This window comes from Bacillus sp. TH30 (genome assembly GCF_016650875.1).
Lineage (GTDB): Bacteria > Bacillota > Bacilli > Bacillales > Bacillaceae_G > Bacillus_A > Bacillus_A mycoides.
On the sequence record NZ_JAEKEY010000002.1, the window covers coordinates 3730850 to 3750793 of the forward strand.

The following is a 19944-nucleotide window of genomic DNA, read 5'->3' on the forward strand; positions in this document are numbered from 1 at the left end:
TATGTTTTTACTTCTGAAATAGACAACCTCTGCATATGGTTGTACAAATATATTCTTTTTCAGAATAAGGAAGTAGTAACTGTTATGGGAGAAGGTGGGAGAATGAAACAGTGGCTAGCGGCAATGGAAACATCCGTGCTTGTTATGGGGTTACTTCGGTTGTTTTCAGGAAGCGCGGAAATATTCGCCGCTTTGCTTATGCTTTACGTGAATGATGCAAAGAAAGCATTGTTTATAAATGGTATGTTGGCGTTTGTTGGACCGACCGTATTAATTTTAACAATGACAATTGGCATAGCGAGTGTAGCAAGTGAGATTTCTTTCTTGAAACTCTTTTTTCTAGCACTTGGAATTGGCTGCATTTTTATCGCGTTGTTGAAATAGTAAGTCGAGTATAGTGGGGAGAAGCTTATGAAAGAAGTATTAGAAGTTTTACCGAAAACGATGAAACAGTTAGTTGAAGGTTGTAAGCAATACGATACTCTAGAGGAAATTCGCGTTCGAATTGGAAGGCCACTAGAGTGTATTGCACATGGAGAAGTGTTTTTCTATGACTATATCGCTACAGCGGAAGATGCAATCCATTTATTGAATAAATTAAGTCAATTCTCAATTTATACGATGGAAGAGGAATTGAAACGTGGATATGTGACACTACGAGGAGGACATAGAATTGGCCTAGCTGGAAAAGTCATTACAGAAAAAAGTACAGTGAAAATGATTCGGGATGTCTCTTCTTTTAATATTCGTATTGCCCGTCAAAAAATAGGGATTGCTGAGCCGCTTCTGCCATATCTTTATGAATCGCGATGGTTAAACACGATGGTAATCGGCCCACCGCAAACGGGGAAAACAACACTTTTAAGAGATGTAGCACGCTGTATGAGTCAAGGTGTAAGTGCTTCGAAAATTCCTTCATGTAAAGTGGGGATTGTTGATGAACGATCAGAAATTGCGGGCTGTGTGAAAGGAATCCCGCAATATGACTTTGGCGTGCGAGTAGATGTATTAGACGCTTGTCCAAAAGCTGAAGGAATGATGATGATGATTCGTTCTATGAGCCCAGACGTATTAATCGTAGATGAAATTGGACGTAAAGAAGATAGTGAAGCGATTATGGAGGCGGTACATGCAGGTGTTCAGCTTTTTATAAGTGCACATGGATTTTCTTATGATGATGTTGTGAAACGTCCATCGTTACAGGCGGTGCTGGAACTTGGTGTATTTGATAGGTTTGTGGAATTATCAAAAGCGAGAGGGCCAGGAACGGTTATGCAAGTGAAAGATAAATATGGAAAATCAGTATTACCTCATAGAAAGGCTCAAGGCGTATGGTGAAAATATTTGGTGCGGTATTAATAGTTGCTGTTAGCACTTTTTTCGGATTTTCATACGCTAAAAGGTACAGTGAGAGACCGCGGCAACTTAGGTTATTGAAGGCAGCATTGCAATCATTAGAAGCTGAAATTATGTATGGACACACGCCGTTATCTGAGGCTGCAGAGCGTTTAGTCAAACAAATGCCGAAGCCGTTAAATTGGATATTTCAAAGCTTTTCGAAACGGCTAGAGGACGGGGAGCAAACAGTTAGAGAAGCTTGGATTGATAGTTTGAAGGAGAACTGGACGTTAACGGCGTTTAAACAAACCGAGTATGAAATCTTACAACAATTTGGTGAAACACTTGGACAACATGATCGTGAATCACAGCAAAAACATATTCGCTTATGTATTACACATTTGGAGAGAGAAGAAGGAGAAGCGAAAGCATTACAACTACAATATGAAAAAATGATAAAGAGTTTAGGGGTACTAGCAGGGCTACTTATCGTAATTTTACTGCTATAGGGGGGAGAAAGGCGATGTCCATTGATGTTGGATTAATATTTCAAATCGCCGGAATCGGCATTGTTTTAGCTTTCATTCATACTGTACTAAAAGAATTAAAGCGAGAGGATATTGCAAATTGGGTTATCCTTGTCGGTTTTGTCGTTATTTTGTTTCATGTTGCATTTTTAATTAATACTCTATTCGACAAGATTAAAAGTGTCTTTCTCTTCCAGTAAAGGAGGCGGTTCGAATCGAAATTATACAAATTGTCGGATTAGGCCTCGTTGCTACATTTTTAGCTGCTGTTTTAAATCAGCATAAGTCTAGTATTACATCGTTATTTATTGTGTTCATTGGTAGCATGATGTTTCTTCTCTTAATCGATCAAATTCATTCTATTTTACAAATGATTGAGAGAGTGGCGAGTGAAGCGAAGGTTAGCAACGTATATGTAGAAACGTTATTGAAAATTATAGGGATTGCTTATATCGCTGAGTTTGGTGCGCAAATTACAAAGGATGCTGGTCAAGGTGCAATCGCTTCGAAAATTGAATTAGCTGGGAAAATCTTAATTCTCGTCATGGCAATTCCTATTTTGACGGTTGTAATTGAAACAATTCTTGGTTTTTTACCTACGGGATAAGGGGGAGTGAATGTTGAGGAAGTTTGGAGCTAAGCTATTATTTGCTTGCTTCCTTTTCTTTTCTTTACCGATTGTTGTACAAGCTTCTCCTATAGAAACAAACGTCGTTGATCAACAATTGGATAAGCTCGGAATTGAAGATGTGAAGCAATTTTGGGACGGGCTTGTTACAAAGTATGGAGGCTATTTACCAGAGAGTCAAAAAGGAAGCTTTATGGAGTTTGTAAAGGGAGAAAAAGAGTTCTCCATAAAAGAGTGGATGATAGGTCTACTAAAATATTTATTTCATGAGCTTGTTGCAAATGGAAAGTTACTCGGAACGCTCATTATGCTCACGATTTTCAGTGCATTGTTGCAATCGTTGCAATCTGCTTTTTCAAAGAGTAGCTTGAGTAAAATCGCTGATGCAGTCGTATACATGGTACTTATTATTTTCGCTTTAAATAGTTTTTATGTAGTTATGACATATGCAAGAGAGACGATACAAACAATGGTAGATTTTATACTAGCGTTGTTACCAATTTTACTTGCACTCGTAGCAACAGGCGGCGGTGTTGTTTCTGTATCATTTTTTCATCCAATCATCATTTTCTTAATGAATACGAGTGGGCTTCTTATGAACTATATCGTTCTACCACTTTTATTACTTGCAACTATATTAAGTATTGTAAGCACGATGAGTGATCAATATAAAGTTACGAAATTGTCCAAGCTTTTGCAAAACGTTAGTGTTGGGATTATTGGTATCTTTTTGACGGTTTTTTTAGGCGTATTATCTGTACAGGGAACAGCGTCAGCCGTTGCTGATGGTATAGCTGTGAAAACGGCTAAATTTGTAACAGGAAACTTCATTCCTGTAGTAGGAAGGATGTTTACTGAGGCGGCGGATACTGTTATTAGTGCATCTGGATTATTAAAAAACACAGTCGGAATTATCGGGCTCGTTATTTTATGCTTAATTGTCGCTTTCCCAGCGATTCAAATTTTTTGTATCGCGTTTATTTATAAATTCGCAGCAGCAGTATTGCAACCAGTAGGCGGAGGAGCAATTATTCAATGTTTAGATATCATTGGACGAAGTATCATTTACGTATTTGCTTGCTTAGCTATCGTATCATTTATGTTCTTTTTAAGTATCACAATTATTATTGCTGCCGGGAACATTACTCTCATGATGCGGTAGGAGGTGAAGAGTATGCAATTTGTTACAGAGTGGATTAGAAATATTATCGTTTTTTTACTCTTAGCGACAATGCTTCATCTTATTCTTCCAAATTCAAATTTGCAAAAGTACGTTAAATTCGTTGTAAGTCTATTGTTAGTCGTATTAATTTTAACGCCTCTATTTAAGTTGTTACAAACAGATGTAAATGAAGTTATCGCAAATTTCAATGAGGAAAAGTACGTAGCAGATGGATCTGTAAAAAATTCGATAGATTCGAAGAAAAAAGAAATACAAGCTCTAACACGTGCATATAGTTTAGAAGAGATGGCTACCAAAATGAAAAAAGACGTAGGAAAAGAGTTTGAGAAAAAGTATGGTATGACAGTCTCTGAAATACAAATAGTCGCAGTGGAACATGCAGAAGAAGTAAAGTCAGCGAAAGATATTCAATCTGTTGTTGTGACGTTGAAAGAAAAAGAACGTAGTAAAAATGATGCAATCGAAACAGTAAAGCCAATTGAAATTAATATGAAAGAACCTCCAAAAAAAATAGAAGAAACGAATGTAGAAATGAAAGATTTCTTTTCAAGCAGGTGGCAACTAGAGGATAAACAAATCCAAGTTCAGATGGAAGGGAGGACAGGTAGCGTAAATGGACAATAAAGATAAAAATTCGAGGTTCTCATTTTTTCGAAACCTATTAAATGGGGATGGAAAAGAAAGTAATGAGAAGGGAAAAAAGGTAACACCTAAGTTTTTGCTTGTCCTACTCATACTTGGGATTGCGCTTATGTTTTCTAGTAATTTCTTATCACCTAAAAAAGAAGAAGTGCCTGTGTTTAAAGAAAAGACAAGTCAAAGCCAAGATAAAGATGTACCAACTTTCGGTCAAAAAAACAATGATAATATGTCAAATGTAGAAAAATACGAAAAAGCGTATGAACAAGAATTGAAAGCTTCTTTAGAAGAGATAGCCGGAGTAAAAGATGTAACTATTAAAGTGAACTTAGATTCATCTGAAGAAAAAATACTCGAGAAAAATACAGTAAAACGTTCACAAACGACAGGTGAAACTGATAAAGCAGGCGGGAAAAGGGAAGTAGAAGACGAGTCTCTTGATGAAAAGACAGTCATTATACGTGAAGGTGATAAAGAAACTCCAATTGTTTTGCGAACAGAGAAACCGAAAGTACGAGGTGTTCTGGTCGTAGCAAAGGGAGTGGATAATATACAAATAAAAGCAATGGTAAAAGAAGCTGTGACGCGATTATTAGATGTACCAGCTCATCGCGTTTCAGTATCACCGAAAAATTGATAGGGAGGAAATAAAGTGTTAAAAAAACAAACGGTTTGGCTATTAACGATGTTAAGTTTAGTGGTTGTACTATCTGTTTATTACGTAACAACTCCTGATAAAATGAATACAGCAGCACCGGCAACGGGTGAAAAGATGGGACAAGAAAAGCAAGGTGTTGATAAAGCAGTTACAAAAGAAACAACGAAAGAAACTACAAATAAAGAAACAGACAAAAAAGAGAATGGCAAAAAAGAAACAAGTAAAAAAGAGGCTAGCGTAACAGTTCAATCAAGCGATGAGAATTTTACAGCGCTACGTATGCAAATGGAAGATCAGCGTAGTGTAGAGAAAGAAAAGTTGCAAAATGTAATGAAGTCATCAAAATCTTCAGCAGAAGAAAAGAGTAAAGCGAAAGATAATCTTGATGCAATCACTACGATGGAAACGAAGCAACAATTACTTGAGACAGTGATTAAATCTCAAGGCGGATATAAGGATGCTCTTGTAAGAGCTGATGGAACGGACATTAAAGTAACAGTTAAATCGGCAAAGCATTCACAAAAAGAAGCGAATAAAATTATTCAGCTCGTAAGAAGTGAAGGTGGTTCAAAAGATGTAGGTGTGAAATTTGATCCATCAGTAAAATAAATTGAAATTATAATAGGTGTTGCTGCTTCAAATTAGATAAAAGAATAATAGAAAAAAGCTATCGTTTTCGATAGCTTTTTTCTATTTCATCTTTGCAGTTGTATTTAGTATTTTCAATTGGAAACGGGGAAATACGCTGTGAGTAAAAGATTAATGGTTCGTGATGATGGTGATTAGTTTTTCCAGATTTGACGTGAATGAAGAGGACCAATGTCCAAATCACTACGGCAGGCAAGAACAGGATGAGCCATATCATATGTCCGCACCTCACTACAATAAATTTGCTACACTTTGAACATACTATTCTTTTATGAAGGAAGAATGAACGGCGCGTAAACAAAAAAAAAATATTTGGTAAAAATATGTTTTTTTACCGTAGATAAAATGAAGAATGCTGAGGGAATTACGTTTTTACACTTTGCAGTTTTGAAAAAGTAAAGAATGTTTTTTAGGAAGTGGTCTTGCCAATTTTGTGTGAAACTTGGTATTATTACTAGGTAATAATTTTTTGGCGGAATAATATTTTTACAGGAGTTTCGATTTATAATAAAGAAATATAAATTGGAATGTTTAAAAAATTTAGCGTAAGATGGGAATAGTAAATATTTCTATTAGTAAATGTCATAGGAATAAATTTTCTAATAGAATACATCGTATTTTTACAGTAAATCAGTTTGATGCCAATCTGTAAAAACGGGACAAACAAGAGTATGGGAGTGGATTTTACATGTTTAAAATTCAAGAAGTTCGTGAATTAATTAAATTAATTGATAGCTCTAATATTGATGAATTTGAATACAAAAAAGACGGTACAGCAATCAAAATGAAAAAACGTGGTAATGAAGTTGTTGCTGTGCAAGCACCGGTAACGAAACAGGTAGTACAACCAGCAGCATCTGTTGAAGTAGAAACAGCAGTAGCGGCAGCGCAAGTAGAAGCGCCAAAACAAGAAGAGAAGACAGCTGTTCAAAATGAAAACCTACATAAAATCACATCACCGATGGTAGGGACATTTTATTCCTCTTCTTCGCCTGATACACCTCAATATGTAAGTGTTGGGGACAGAGTATCGAAAGATTCTATCGTATGTATTGTTGAGGCTATGAAATTATTTAACGAAATTGACGCAGATGTAGAGGGCGAAATTGTTGAGATTCTTGTTAATAACGGACAGCTTGTTGAGTATGGACAACCGCTATTTCTTGTAAAAGCGTAATAAGGGAGTCTTTGTGATGATAAAAAAAGTATTAATAGCCAATCGTGGGGAAATTGCTGTACGAATTATTCGTGCTTGTAAAGAAATGGATATTGAAACAGTTGCAATTTATTCAGAAGCAGACAAAGAGTCACTTCATGTGCAAATTGCAGATGAAGCGTATTGTGTTGGACCAACGATTTCAAAAGAAAGCTATTTAAATTTGACGAACATTATTAGTGTTGCGAAATTAACAGGTTGTGATGCAATTCATCCGGGATATGGATTTTTAGCAGAGAATGCAGATTTTGCAGAATTATGCCGTGAGTGTAACTTGATTTTTATCGGTCCAAGCCCAGAAGCCATTTCAAAGATGGGCACAAAAGACGTTGCACGTGATACAATGAAAGAAGCAGGGGTTCCGATTGTACCAGGTTCACAAGGGATTATTAAAAATACCGAAGAAGCGATCGAGCTTGCTAATCAACTTGGATATCCAGTTATCATTAAAGCGACTGCAGGTGGCGGCGGAAAAGGTATTCGTGTTGCGCGCCATGAAGAAGAGCTTGTAAAAGGAATTCAAATTACACAGCAAGAAGCCAGTACCGCTTTTGGGAACCCTGGTGTATACTTGGAGAAGTACGTTGAAGATTTCCGCCATGTTGAGATTCAAATAATGGCAGATACACATGGAAATGCCATTCATTTAGGAGAGCGTGATTGTACAATTCAGCGCCGTCTGCAAAAACTATTAGAAGAAAGTCCATCACCTGCACTTGATGAGAATATTCGCAAGCAAATGGGTGAGGCAGCAGTTAAAGCGGCGGTAGCGGTTGATTATACAGGTGCTGGTACGGTTGAGTTTATTTATGAATATAAAACGAAAAGCTTTTATTTCATGGAGATGAATACGAGAATCCAAGTTGAACATCCAGTTACTGAAATGGTAACAGGGATGGATTTAATTAAAGAACAAATTCTTGTTGCTTCTGGAGAAAAGTTATCGTTACAGCAAGAAGAAGTACAATTTAATGGTTGGGCAATGGAATGTCGAATTAATGCGGAAAACCCTGCCAAAAAATTTATGCCATCTCCAGGTAAAGTAGAAATGTACTTACCACCAGGCGGATTTGGTATTCGCGTCGATTCAGCTGTATATCCGGGATATTCAATACCACCTTTCTATGATTCGATGGTTGCTAAATTAATTGTTCACGGAAAAACACGTGAAGAGGCAATTGCAAAAATGAAGCGAGCGCTCAGTGAGTTTGTCATTGAAGGCGTACATACAACAATCCCGTTCCATTTGCAATTGCTAGAGCATCCTGATTTTGTAAAAGGTGAGTTTAACACGAAATTTTTGGAAGAGCATGAACTTGTGACGCAGTGATACATTAAAGGAGGTTTTTTTCATGGCTGAACATATGTTAGATATGGGTCAAGATACAACTCTTGGAAAAGTAGAAATTGCACCAGAAGTAATCGAAGTAATTGCAGGTATTGCAGCTGCTGAAGTAGAAGGTGTAGCTGCAATGCGTGGTAATTTTGCTACAGATGTTGTTGAGAAGTTAGGTAAGAAAAATCATGGTAAAGGTGTAAAGGTTGAATTAGCAAACGAAGATATTATTGTTGACCTTTATGTTGTGATGTATTTTGGTGTAGCGATTCCGGTTGTTGCACAAAAAATTCAAGACAATATTCGCCAAGCACTCTTTACAATGACAGGACTTGAGCCAAAAGAAGTGAACGTTCACATCGTTGGCGTAACATTCGAAACACAAAAAACAGAAATCGAACCAGTGTAAGAGTGGAAAAAGGTGCCTAGTAAAATAGGCATCTTTTTTATCGTTTCATTTCTTCACAAATTAAAACCCTCTAATTATTATACTATTTCAAAAAAAAGAAAAATAAAACGGTATGTTTCATTTTTCCAAAAAACGTACATTGTGATAAGATATGGAACTTGAAGTTAATCTTTTTATTATTTTTCAGCCTTGTACCCCGTGTGTGAAACGATAAATTGTGTTATTATCATTGTATTATAAGGTTGGAAAATCAATGAAAACTGCACGAGTAAGTGAATTGACGGCTTATAAATTATAATAATATAACAAAACATAAGGAAAGACTTGAAGTATAAAGGAGAGTTACAATGAAACGTAGGACGGCTAGAGAAAGAGCAATGCAAGCATTATACCAAATGGATATTACAGGTGAATTAGAACCGAAAGTAGCGGTGGAAAATACGCTAGATGAAGGCGAAGAAACAAATGAGTTTCTAGAATCACTTGTTGTAGGATTTGTAGACAACAAAGAAGAGATTGACGCAGCAATTCGTCAAAATTTAAAAAAGTGGAAGCTTGAGCGTATTAGTATTGTTGATCGCAGTATTTTACGTGTAGCTGTGTGTGAGATGAAATACATGGAAGAAATTCCGCACAATGTAACAATTAACGAAGCAATTGAAATCGCAAAAACATTTGGGGATGAGGAATCTCGTCGTTTTATTAACGGCGTTTTATCTAATATAAAAGATACACTGTAATTTCTTTAAGGGGGAAACTTAAAATGGTAGCAGTAATCATCAAAGGAAATGAAGTTGCGGAGAAAAAACGAGCACAATTAAAAGAAAAAGTTGTGAAGTTAAAAGAGCAAGGGATTGTACCAGGATTAGCAGTTATTTTAGTTGGAGAAGATCCAGCATCTCGTTCTTATGTAAAAGGAAAAGAAAAAGGCTGTGAGCAAGTAGGAATCTATTCAGAGCTAATTGAACTTCCTGAAACGATTACTGAGGAGCGTTTGCTTGCTGAAATCGATCGCTTAAATGGAGACGACCGCATTAATGGCATATTGGTACAATTACCTTTACCAAAACATATTGAAGAAAAAGCTATCATTGAAAGAATTTCACCGGAAAAGGATGTAGATGGATTTCACCCAATCAGCGTAGGACGTATGATGACGGGACAAGACACATTCCTTCCATGTACACCGCATGGCATTTTAGAATTAGTAAAAGAAACGAATCTTGATATTTCTGGAAAGCATGTTGTTGTAATTGGAAGAAGTAATATTGTTGGTAAACCAGTGGGGCAACTGTTTTTAAATGAAAATGCAACTGTCACATATTGTCATTCTAAGACGCAAAATATAAAAGAATTATCGAAGTTAGCTGATATTTTAATCGTAGCCGTTGGACGACCGAAAATGGTAACAGCTGACTATATTAAAGAGGGTGCGGTTGTAATTGATGTTGGTGTTAACCGTTTAGAAACAGGCAAACTTTGTGGTGATGTTGATTTTGACAATGTATTAGACGTTGCAGGTTACATTACGCCTGTGCCAAAAGGAGTCGGCCCAATGACTATTACAATGCTTCTTCACAACACTGTGGAGTCTGCAAAGCGTGCAGGTGTTGTTTGTCAATAATTTGAATCGGCTATGAGGAGAGAGAAATGGAGAAACAATATTTAACCGTTACAGCATTAACACGCTATATTAAAACAAAAATAGAGTATGATCCGCATTTACAGTCTGTTTGGTTAAAAGGAGAAATTTCCAACTTTAAATATCATAGTCGTGGTCATATGTATTTTACATTGAAAGATGAAAATGCAAGAATTGCAGCGGTTATGTTTGCGGGTCATAATCGTAACATTAAATTCAGACCGGAAAATGGAATGAAAGTACTTGTAAAAGGAAAGATTTCTGTTTATGAGGCGAGTGGCTCTTATCAAATTTATATTCAAGACATGCAGCCTGACGGAATTGGAAACTTGCATTTAGCTTATGAGCAATTAAAAGTTCGTTTAGAGGAAGAGGGCTTGTTTTCTCAAGTTTATAAAAAAATAATTCCTCCGTATGCTAAAACAATAGGTGTAATCACGTCGCCAACAGGAGCAGCAATTCGTGATATTATAACAACAATTAAACGTCGTTATCCAATTGGAAATGTTATTGTGTTTCCTGTACTTGTACAAGGGGAGTCAGCAGCTCCCTCGATTGTACAAGCAATTCGTACAGCGAATGAAATGGGAGATATTGATGTTTTAATTGTTGGACGTGGTGGAGGCTCTATTGAAGAATTATGGGCCTTTAATGAGGAAGTAGTTGCAAGAGAAATTTTCACAAGTGAGATTCCGATTATTTCGGCTGTAGGCCATGAAACAGATTTTACAATCGCAGATTTTGTCGCGGATTTACGTGCACCAACACCGACTGCAGCAGCTGAGTTGGCGGTACCTAATACTATAGAGTTACAAGAAAAGGTATTACAAAGAACTCTGAGATTGCAAAGAGCAATGAGAGAGAGAGTACATAAAAAAGAAGAAAAACTGCAAGTGTTACAAAAATCTTATGCGTTCCGTTATCCAAGACAAGTGTACGAGCAAAAAGAAGAGCAGTTAGACAGGGCTCTTGAACAACTTGTTTTAGCAAAAGAGCGTTATATAGATAAAAAAGTAAATCAATTAAAGCAACTTTCATTTTATTTAGAAAAGCACCACCCATCTCAAAAAATTATACAAACGAAAACGGCAATTGAAACGTTGCAAAAGCAGTTGCAACGTGAAATGCAAACATTACTTCAAACGAAGGAGTTCGTATTTGTGAGAGCGGCTCAAAAGCTTGAGGTATTAAGCCCGCTTAAAGTAATGATGAGAGGGTATGGGCTTGTATACGATGAAGAGAAACAAGTATTAAAAAGCGTGAAAGATGTTAGCCTTGGAGATGCTGTTTCGGTTCAATTACAAGATGGAATACTAGATTGTAGCGTATCAAGCATAGAGGAGCGTGAATTGAATAATGGAAAATAAGTTAAGCTTTGAAGAAGCAATTTCGCAGCTTGAGCATCTCGTTTCTAAGCTTGAACAAGGTGATGTACCTTTAGAGGAAGCAATTTCTTATTTTAAGGAAGGCATGGAATTATCTAAGCTTTGTGATGAGAAATTGAAAGATGTACAAGAACAAATGGCAGTTATCCTTGGGGAAGATGGAGAGCTTAAACCGTTTACTGCTTTAGGAGATGAAGCATAGTGACACATATAGCTTTTGATGCTTTTTTGAAAGAGAGTAAAACTTTCGTAGAAGAAAAGCTTGTAAGCTATGCAAATGAATTACAATGTCCAAATGTGCTTCGTGAAGCGATGGCATATTCTTTGGAAGCGGGTGGGAAACGTCTCCGCCCGTTACTTTTATTTGCAACGTTACAAGCGTTTGGGAAAGAAAGAAATCTTGGAGTGGGTGCAGCTTGTGCCCTTGAAATGATTCATACATATTCGTTAATTCATGATGATTTACCTTGTATGGATGATGATGATCTAAGACGAGGAAAGCCTACTAATCATAAAGTATTTGGTGAAGCAATGGCAGTTTTAGCGGGAGATGGTTTGTTGACATATGCTTTTCAAGTTATTATGGCATATGAGCAAAAAGAAATCTCTGCTGAAAAAAAAGTAAGACTTGTACTTGAGCTTGCGAAAGCAGCAGGACCTGAAGGAATGGTTGCTGGACAAGTGGCAGATATGGAAGCTGAAGGAAAACGACTTACAATTAATGAATTAGAGTACATTCATAATCATAAGACAGGTAAACTGCTTGAGTTTGCTGTACTTGCAGGAGCGATACTTTCTGATGCTACAGAAGAGCAAGAAGAGAAGTTACTTGCATTTGCGAAATATATCGGTCTAGCTTTCCAAATTAGAGATGATATTTTGGATGTAGAAGGAACAGAAGAAGAGATTGGAAAACCGATTGGTAGTGATGCTTCCAACGAGAAGAGCACATATACGACGTTATTTACTGTAGATAGAGCAAAATCTATTTTAGAGGAGAAAATTGCAAAAGCAAAAGATTCTATTAGCTCCTTACAATTACAAGATGAATACTTACTATCTATTTGTGATTTAATCGCAAAACGTAATAACTAATATAACAGCGTTTCCATTTGTTGAGTCATTCATCATTTTATGATATAAATGTAGGAAAAGGTTTTTCTTTTCTTGTTATTGGCAAAAATATATGTAGATTACATTGCCGTTATCACTTCGTGTTAGCGGCTATTTTTTTCATCACGTAAAGAAATATGATGTATAATATGATAAGTGAAAAAATGGAAGTGTTTTCTGAAAGCAGGACAAGATAAAAAGAATAGAAAAGATAATTTCTTGTGTTGTGTAAATGTTTCTTATAATATTTGACATGTTGACAGATTATGAAATGAAAGTGAGTGATCCATGTGGATCTAACGCAAATTCAAAACCCTAGTTTTTTGAAAGATATGTCTATCAGTGAACTAGAGGGATTGAGTGAGGATATTCGTAAGTTTTTAATTGAAGAGCTCTCTCAAACAGGTGGACATATTGCACCTAATTTAGGTGTAGTAGAACTCACAATTGCTCTGCATAAATTATTTGATAGTCCGAAAGATAAGTTTTTATGGGACGTAGGACATCAATCCTATGTACATAAAATTTTAACAGGGCGTGCGAAAGAATTCGGCACATTAAGGCAATACCAAGGTCTATGTGGTTTTCCAAAACGCTGCGAGAGTGAGCATGATGTTTGGGAAACTGGTCATAGTTCGACGTCGTTATCTGCTGCAATGGGAATGGCTCTAGCACGTGATTTAAAGAAAACGGAAGAATACGTTATACCAATCATTGGCGATGGTGCATTAACAGGCGGAATGGCTTTAGAGGCATTGAACCACATTGGGCATGAAAAAACGGACATGATTGTTATTTTGAATGACAATGAAATGTCAATTGCACCAAACGTCGGTGCACTTCATAATGTACTTGGTCGTTTACGTACCGCAGGGAAGTACCATTGGGTAAAAGATGAACTAGAGTATATATTGAAGAAAATCCCAGCAGTCGGCGGGAAAGTTGCTGCGACAGCAGAGAAAATAAAAGATAGTCTAAAATATTTACTAGTATCAGGCGTCTTTTTTGAAGAATTAGGCTTTACATATTTAGGTCCGGTCGATGGGCATGATTATGAAAAGTTATTCGAAACGTTGCAATATGCAAAGAAAACAAAAGGCCCAGTACTTGTTCATGTTATTACGAAAAAAGGAAAAGGTTATAAACCAGCTGAAAGTGACGTTATTGGAACTTGGCATGGAACAGGATCATATAAAATTGAGTCAGGTGACTTCGTTAAACCGAAGGAAGTTGCACCAGCATGGAGTGCTGTTGTTAGTGAAACAGTGCTTAAGCTAGCGAGAACGGATGAACGTATCGTTGCAATTACGCCTGCAATGCCTGTTGGATCGAAACTTGAGAAATTCCAAAAAGAATTTCCGAATCGCATGATTGATGTAGGTATTGCAGAGCAGCATGCTACAACAATGGCAGCTGGTATGGCAACACAAGGGATGAAGCCGTTCTTAGCAATTTATTCAACATTTTTACAAAGAGCATATGACCAAGTTGTTCATGATATTTGTCGCCAGAATTTAAATGTTTTCATTGGAATAGATCGCTCTGGATTAGTAGGAGCAGACGGTGAAACGCATCAAGGTGTATTTGACATCGCGTTTTTACGTCACTTGCCGAATATGGTGCTTATGATGCCGAAAGATGAAAATGAAGGTCAACATTTAGTATATACAGCGATGCAATACGAAGATGGACCGATTGCTTTACGTTATGCACGCGGAAATGGACTTGGCGTTCAAATGGATGAAGAATTAAAGGCGATTCCAATCGGTACATGGGAAACGTTAAAAGAAGGCACACAAGCAGCAATTTTAACGTTTGGTACGACAATCCCGATGGCAATGGAAGCAGCTGAGCGTCTTGAACAAGCTGGAGTATCAGTGAAAGTAGTGAATGCTCGCTTTATTAAGCCGATGGACGAAGCATATTTACATGAGCTTTTAGGGAAAAATATACCGATTTTAACGATTGAAGAGGCTTGTTTAATCGGTGGCTTTGGAACGGGAGTAGTTGAATTTGCTTCTGAGAACGGATACCATAGTGCTTTAATTGAACGAATGGGTATTCCTGATCGCTTCATAGAGCATGGTAGTGTAACAAAACTGTTAGAAGAAATTGGTTTAACAACAGATGCTGTTGTAGACCGTATTCATACAATGATTCCATCAAAACAAAAAAGGGCGTAACAAATGAGCGTAAAAAAAGAAAGAGTAGATGTACTATTAGTAGAGCGAGGACTTATAGAAACGCGTGAGAAGGCTAAACGTGCTGTTATGGCAGGTCTTGTATATGCGAATGAAATGAGACTCGATAAGCCAGGGGAGAAAATCTCACAAGATACGGAGATTACGGTGAAAGGGCAAGTCATGCCGTATGTAAGCCGTGGTGGTTATAAGCTTGAAAAGGCATTAGAAACATTTCAACTTGATTTACAAGATAAGGTTATGATAGATATTGGTTCATCAACTGGTGGTTTTACAGACTGTGCGCTTCAAAATGGGGCGAAGTTATCCTACGCATTAGATGTAGGATATAATCAACTTGCGTGGAAATTGCGTCAAGATGAGCGTGTTGTTGTGATGGAACGAACGAACTTCCGTTACGTGACACCGGCAGATTTAGAGCGTGGTTTACCGCAGTTTGCAAGTATTGATGTTTCATTTATATCATTAAGGCTTATATTGCCGGTTTTAAAAACAATGCTTATGCCAAATGGTGATGTAGCTGCATTGATTAAACCTCAGTTTGAAGCTGGACGAGAACAAGTCGGGAAAAAAGGCATTGTTCGTGATAGAAAAGTACATGAAGCTGTCGTGGAAATGATTGTCGATTTTGCTCTTAAGGAAGGCTATAATATCGAAGGTTTAACATTCTCACCAATTACAGGCGGGGATGGAAATATTGAATTTTTAATTCATCTAAAGTGGCACGGTGAGCGTGAGAATGGCGAAAATCATTCTCCGGTTTCTATTGAGCAAGTTGTTACAGAAGCACATGATGTTCTAAAACAAAAAGGGAAAGGGGAATAACATATGTTGTTCCTCTTTTTGTTGTAATCGTATAATGATTGTAAAAACAATTGTGTACAAGTAATGGATTATACGGTAACATAAATAAATGAAGTATACCAATGTTTAAACTATGGTAAGAGATAGTGTGAGGTGCAAATGTATGAATAAAGGTCAGCGCCATATTAAAATCAGGGAAATTATTGCTAACAAAGAAATTGAAACACAAGATGAACTAGTTGATATTTTACGTAATGTGGGGTTTAATGTAACGCAAGCAACAGTATCGCGCGATATTAAAGAACTGCACTTAGTGAAGGTGCCATTACATGATGGCCGCTATAAATATAGCTTGCCAGCAGATCAACGATTTAATCCGTTGCAAAAATTAAAACGAAATCTAGTGGATTCATTTGTGAAATTAGACACGGCAGGACATATGCTTGTGCTAAAAACATTGCCTGGTAACGCTCATTCACTTGGGGCACTCATTGATCATTTAGAGTGGGATGAGATCGTCGGAACCATTTGTGGTGATGATACTTGCTTAATTATTTGCCGTACACCTGAAGATACAGGTGTTGTCTCTGATCGTTTCTTAAATATGCTTTAACAGAAAAATCTTGTTTACTTTCCTCTGTAAAGTGGAAAGTAAACAAGATATTTTTATTGGCGAAAAATACGGATTTTCAAATACAATACATTATTTTTTTTGAATGAAGTTAGAAAATAGGTGGATTGACCCGTAAAACGAATGTTTGGTACAATGGAGCGGGTTAGAAGAGTAATTTATACATACAAACATATAGTATAACTATTTGAATGAAGAATACTGAGAAAAGCCCTTAATAGGGGATTAGTTTATAACGAGGTGAATGGGGCATTGTTATCGGAATTATCGATCAGAAACTTTGCTATTATTGAGGCATTAAATATTTCTTTTCAAAAAGGTTTAACCGTTTTAAGTGGTGAAACAGGAGCTGGAAAATCCATTATTATTGATGCAATTAGTTTGCTTGTTGGTGGCCGTGGTTCAGCAGAATTTGTTCGATATGGAACAGAAAAGGCTGAGATAGAGGGCTTATTCTATGTAGAAGATGACAAGCATCCATGTATCGCAAAGGCAGAAGAGTTAGATATAGAAATAGAAGATGGCATGATTATTTTGAAGCGTGACATCGCTGCGAACGGAAAAAGTGTCTGTCGTGTAAATGGGAAACTTGTTACACTCAGCATATTAAAAGAGATTGGAAAAACGCTAGTTGATATTCATGGACAGCATGAAACACAAGATTTAATGAATGAAGAGCGTCATATGTTTATGCTTGATCATTTTGATGGAAATCGCATTGTTAAACAATTGGGCATATATCAAAATGTATATACAGACTATGAGAAGTTAAAAAAACAGCTGAAATCTTTAAGTGAAAATGAACAACAAATGGCCCATCGTCTAGATTTAATTCAATTCCAACATGAAGAAATTCGTAAGGCGGATTTAAAAATGGATGAAGAATATGAATTGACTGAGGAACGATTAAAAATCTCCAATTTTGAAAAGATTTATAAAGCATTAGGAGATGCGTATCGTTCGTTAAGTGGAGACGGACAGGGATTAGATCACGTAAGAAATGCAATGGGACAAATGGAGAGTATTACGCACTTAGATGAAGCGTATCAAGAAAATCATGATTCTATTGCAAATAGTTATTACTTATTAGAAGAAGTTGCATACCAGCTTAGAGAAAAATTAGATATGATGGAATATGATCCGAAACGTCTAGATGAAATTGAAACACGTTTGAATGAAATCCGTATGTTAAAGAGAAAGTATGGAAATACTGTAGAAGAGATTTTAGCGTATGCTGATAAAATTGAACAAGAAATTTTTACGATTGAAAATAAAGACGTACATATTGAAACGACGAGAAAGCAGTTAACGAAATTAGAAGGTGTTATTATAAAAGAAGCAACGTTGTTAAGTACTATGCGTCATGAGCTTGCAGATCATCTTACAAGCGCTATTCATCAAGAATTAAAAGAACTATATATGGAAAAAACGAAATTTGAAGTAAGAATTATGAAGAGGGTAGGAAATGTAGAAGAACCTCTCGTGGAAGGAACACCGGTAAAACTTACGGCGGATGGCTACGATCATGTGGAATTTTATATTTCAACGAATCCGGGTGAACCGTTAAAGCCACTTTCAAAGGTCGCTTCTGGCGGAGAGTTATCTCGTATTATTTTAGCTTTAAAAAGCATTTTTTCTAAGCATCAAGGTGTTGCATCTGTTATTTTTGATGAAGTGGATACGGGTGTGAGTGGTCGGGTTGCACAGGCTATTGCGGAAAAAATTTATCGTGTATCAGTAAACTCGCAAGTACTTTGTATTACGCACTTACCTCAAGTAGCTTCAATGGCGGACTCTCATTTATTTATTAGAAAACAAGTGGCGAATGATCGTACGATTACATCGGTTACTGTGTTAAGTACGGATGAAAAAGTAACAGAAATTGCTCGAATGATTTCTGGTGTTGAAATTACAGATTTAACGACAGAGCATGCGAAAGAGTTACTTACGCAAGCGCATCATTTCAAACAGACAGCAGAGGCTATCCAGTAATGGATAGCTTTTTTTTCTCAAATGACGATTTCTTAATTCTTCCGGTTATAAATAAAGCGCTGCAAGGAGAGATTAAAAAGTGAAGCCAAGAGGCTGAATGTGGGGTAGGAGCGAGGAGAGTGAACAAATTGAAATTAGAAAGATTTCGAAAAATAATAGGTCTTTGTCTCCTTGTTTCTCTAGTTTTTATTGGATGTTTTAAACCGCTTCGAACGTTTATTTCATCTCCGAAGCAACTTGTTGTTTTTGAAGGACAACAATCAGAAATAGCATCATTACCAGTTTTTAAGGCTGCATCTACAAATCGTAATGTATTTACTGTAAGTTCAAATGAACAAGAACTTATGGTAAATTCTCACCAAAATGGTGAAGCTGATATGGTGTTTCAACTTGCTGGTTTTCCAGTGAAAAAAGTAAATGTGAAAGTATTAAAAGATTTTAAAGTTATTCCAGGTGGACAATCGATTGGTGTAAAATTGAACACAAAAGGTGTACTTGTTGTAGGCCATCATTTAATTCAAACTGAAAAGGGTAAAGTATCTCCTGGTGAAACAGCTGGTGTACAGATTGGAGATATGATTACTGAAATCAATGGTAAAACAATTGAAAGAATGAGTGATGTAGCACCATTTATTCATAATAGTGGAGAAACAGGTGAACCGCTTAATCTTGTTTTATTAAGAGATGGAAAATATATTCGTGCTAAGCTAACACCACAAAAAGACAATGGTGAATCCTCTTACCGAATTGGACTGTATATTCGTGATTCAGCAGCTGGTATCGGAACGATGACATTTGTACATCCAGATTCTATGAAATATGGAGCGCTTGGTCATGTAATTTCCGATAATGATACAAAAAAGCCAATCCAAGTAGAAGATGGACAAATTATGCGTTCGACAGTAACGTCTATTGAAAGAGGAAGTCACGGGAACCCGGGAGAAAAATTAGCAAGATTTTCACCGGATCGTGAAGTGATTGGTAATATTACAATAAATAGCCCGTATGGTATTTTTGGGAAATTAAACACAGATATGACAAACGGCATAATGGATAAAGCAATGCCTATCGCATTATCCCATCAAGTAAAAGAAGGGCCAGCGAAAATATTAACAGTTATTGATCAAGATAAGGTGGAAGCGTTTGATATTGAAGTTGTTAGTACGGTACCACAAAAGTTCCCGGCTACAAAAGGTATGGTTATAAAAGTGACAGATAAACGTTTACTAGCAAAAACGGGTGGTATTGTACAAGGAATGAGTGGAAGTCCGATTGTACAAAATGGGAAAGTAATTGGTGCGGTTACACATGTATTTGTAAATGATCCAACGTCAGGATACGGTGTTCATATTGAATGGATGTTACATGAGGCTGGAATTAATATTTATGATCAAGAGAAAAAAGCGAGCTAATACATATTAGCTCGCTTTTCTTTTGAAAAATTCGTTGAAATTTTGTAAAAGCTCCGCAAGAGCTGTTTTTTGTTGTAAGATATAAGCAAAGGGTTGAACGTTTCGCTGTAATTCTATGATGGAATGTGTTGCGAAAGTAAAAAAATGAACGATAAACATATTTTTTTGTGATTTTATCGGAA

Annotated in this window: 23 protein-coding genes; 22 read left to right on the top strand and 1 reads right to left on the bottom strand. The window is 36.6% G+C overall.

The genetic code is table 11. From position 1 onward, the window contains the following. Positions 1-102: 102 nt before the first annotated feature. From JFU20_RS21460 to JFU20_RS21500, 9 genes are read left to right on the top strand one after another with little or no spacing between them, the layout of a single operon-like run. Positions 103-384 (top strand): YqhV family protein, encoded by a 282-nt coding sequence (locus JFU20_RS21460; RefSeq protein ID WP_000816054.1) that lies wholly within the window; start codon positions 103-105, stop codon positions 382-384. 27 nt (positions 385-411) lie between these two features. Then, positions 412-1338 carry a stage III sporulation protein AA gene (spoIIIAA, locus tag JFU20_RS21465; protein ID WP_002165083.1) on the top strand — a complete coding sequence of 309 codons (927 nt, stop codon included), beginning with the start codon at positions 412-414 and terminating at the stop codon, positions 1336-1338. Further along, positions 1332-1847 carry a stage III sporulation protein SpoIIIAB gene (gene spoIIIAB / locus JFU20_RS21470; protein ID WP_002088574.1) on the top strand — a complete coding sequence of 172 codons (516 nt, stop codon included), beginning with the start codon at positions 1332-1334 and terminating at the stop codon, positions 1845-1847. Before spoIIIAA ends, spoIIIAB begins: the two co-directional genes overlap by 7 nt. 14 nt (positions 1848-1861) lie before the next feature. Beyond that, positions 1862-2065 (top strand): stage III sporulation protein AC, encoded by a 204-nt coding sequence (gene spoIIIAC, locus JFU20_RS21475; protein WP_000020914.1) that lies wholly within the window; start codon positions 1862-1864, stop codon positions 2063-2065. Between the two features lie 23 nt (positions 2066-2088). Next, complete coding sequence (gene spoIIIAD / locus JFU20_RS21480; RefSeq protein ID WP_078172833.1) at positions 2089-2472, top strand: stage III sporulation protein AD; 384 nt, start codon at positions 2089-2091, stop codon at positions 2470-2472. Positions 2473-2482: 10 nt separating this feature from the next. Further along, positions 2483-3655: a stage III sporulation protein AE gene (spoIIIAE, locus tag JFU20_RS21485; protein WP_201038883.1), complete on the top strand. Its 1173-nt coding sequence runs from the start codon at positions 2483-2485 to the stop codon at positions 3653-3655. A gap of 12 nt (positions 3656-3667) precedes the next feature. Then, entirely contained in the window at positions 3668-4300 is a 633-nt protein-coding gene (gene spoIIIAF, locus JFU20_RS21490; protein ID WP_002015059.1) for a stage III sporulation protein AF, read from the top strand. Beyond that, positions 4290-4952, top strand: coding sequence for a stage III sporulation protein AG (spoIIIAG, locus tag JFU20_RS21495; RefSeq protein ID WP_002088572.1), 663 nt, complete (start codon positions 4290-4292; stop codon positions 4950-4952). Before spoIIIAF ends, spoIIIAG begins: the two co-directional genes overlap by 11 nt. 15 nt (positions 4953-4967) lie before the next feature. After that, positions 4968-5582: a SpoIIIAH-like family protein gene (locus JFU20_RS21500; RefSeq protein WP_201038884.1), complete on the top strand. Its 615-nt coding sequence runs from the start codon at positions 4968-4970 to the stop codon at positions 5580-5582. Between the two features lie 58 nt (positions 5583-5640). Here the strand turns inward: JFU20_RS21500 and JFU20_RS21505 are convergent, their stop codons facing one another. Further along, on the bottom strand, positions 5641-5838 hold the full coding sequence (locus JFU20_RS21505; protein WP_012261697.1) for a hypothetical protein: 198 nt from the start codon (positions 5836-5838) through the stop codon (positions 5641-5643). Between the two features lie 471 nt (positions 5839-6309). Between JFU20_RS21505 and accB the strand changes: the two genes are divergently transcribed. The 13 genes from accB to spoIVB all read left to right on the top strand — a co-directional run bounded on the left by accB (position 6310) and on the right by spoIVB (position 19762). Continuing rightward, positions 6310-6798: an acetyl-CoA carboxylase biotin carboxyl carrier protein gene (accB, locus tag JFU20_RS21510; RefSeq protein ID WP_002192509.1), complete on the top strand. Its 489-nt coding sequence runs from the start codon at positions 6310-6312 to the stop codon at positions 6796-6798. A gap of 16 nt (positions 6799-6814) precedes the next feature. Then, positions 6815-8167, top strand: coding sequence for an acetyl-CoA carboxylase biotin carboxylase subunit (gene accC, locus JFU20_RS21515; protein ID WP_002015065.1), 1353 nt, complete (start codon positions 6815-6817; stop codon positions 8165-8167). Positions 8168-8189: 22 nt separating this feature from the next. Then, positions 8190-8582: an Asp23/Gls24 family envelope stress response protein gene (locus JFU20_RS21520; protein WP_000807630.1), complete on the top strand. Its 393-nt coding sequence runs from the start codon at positions 8190-8192 to the stop codon at positions 8580-8582. Positions 8583-8929: 347 nt separating this feature from the next. Further along, the gene (gene nusB, locus JFU20_RS21525; protein ID WP_002067080.1) at positions 8930-9322 is read left to right on the top strand and encodes a N utilization substance protein NusB; all 393 of its coding nucleotides are present in this window, start codon (positions 8930-8932) and stop codon (positions 9320-9322) included. A 23-nt stretch (positions 9323-9345) separates the two neighbouring features. Next, positions 9346-10206 carry a bifunctional methylenetetrahydrofolate dehydrogenase/methenyltetrahydrofolate cyclohydrolase FolD gene (gene folD / locus JFU20_RS21530; RefSeq protein ID WP_002067081.1) on the top strand — a complete coding sequence of 287 codons (861 nt, stop codon included), beginning with the start codon at positions 9346-9348 and terminating at the stop codon, positions 10204-10206. 26 nt (positions 10207-10232) lie between these two features. Continuing rightward, entirely contained in the window at positions 10233-11591 is a 1359-nt protein-coding gene (gene xseA / locus JFU20_RS21535) for an exodeoxyribonuclease VII large subunit (RefSeq protein ID WP_002015068.1), read from the top strand. Next, entirely contained in the window at positions 11581-11811 is a 231-nt protein-coding gene (xseB, locus tag JFU20_RS21540; protein WP_000428422.1) for an exodeoxyribonuclease VII small subunit, read from the top strand. The genes xseA and xseB overlap by 11 nt, the downstream gene beginning before the upstream one ends. Beyond that, positions 11811-12704, top strand: coding sequence for a (2E,6E)-farnesyl diphosphate synthase (gene ispA / locus JFU20_RS21545; RefSeq protein WP_002015072.1), 894 nt, complete (start codon positions 11811-11813; stop codon positions 12702-12704). The genes xseB and ispA overlap by 1 nt, the downstream gene beginning before the upstream one ends. A gap of 308 nt (positions 12705-13012) precedes the next feature. Next, positions 13013-14905: a 1-deoxy-D-xylulose-5-phosphate synthase gene (gene dxs, locus JFU20_RS21550; protein WP_002165084.1), complete on the top strand. Its 1893-nt coding sequence runs from the start codon at positions 13013-13015 to the stop codon at positions 14903-14905. A gap of 3 nt (positions 14906-14908) precedes the next feature. Beyond that, complete coding sequence (locus JFU20_RS21555) at positions 14909-15748, top strand: TlyA family RNA methyltransferase (protein ID WP_002015074.1); 840 nt, start codon at positions 14909-14911, stop codon at positions 15746-15748. A gap of 142 nt (positions 15749-15890) precedes the next feature. Further along, positions 15891-16340, top strand: coding sequence for an arginine repressor ArgR (gene argR, locus JFU20_RS21560; RefSeq protein ID WP_002015076.1), 450 nt, complete (start codon positions 15891-15893; stop codon positions 16338-16340). A gap of 270 nt (positions 16341-16610) precedes the next feature. After that, on the top strand, positions 16611-18350 hold the full coding sequence (recN, locus tag JFU20_RS21565) for a DNA repair protein RecN (RefSeq protein ID WP_201038885.1): 1740 nt from the start codon (positions 16611-16613) through the stop codon (positions 18348-18350). 119 nt (positions 18351-18469) lie between these two features. Beyond that, complete coding sequence (spoIVB, locus tag JFU20_RS21570) at positions 18470-19762, top strand: SpoIVB peptidase (protein WP_002015079.1); 1293 nt, start codon at positions 18470-18472, stop codon at positions 19760-19762. Positions 19763-19944: the final 182 nt, after the last annotated feature.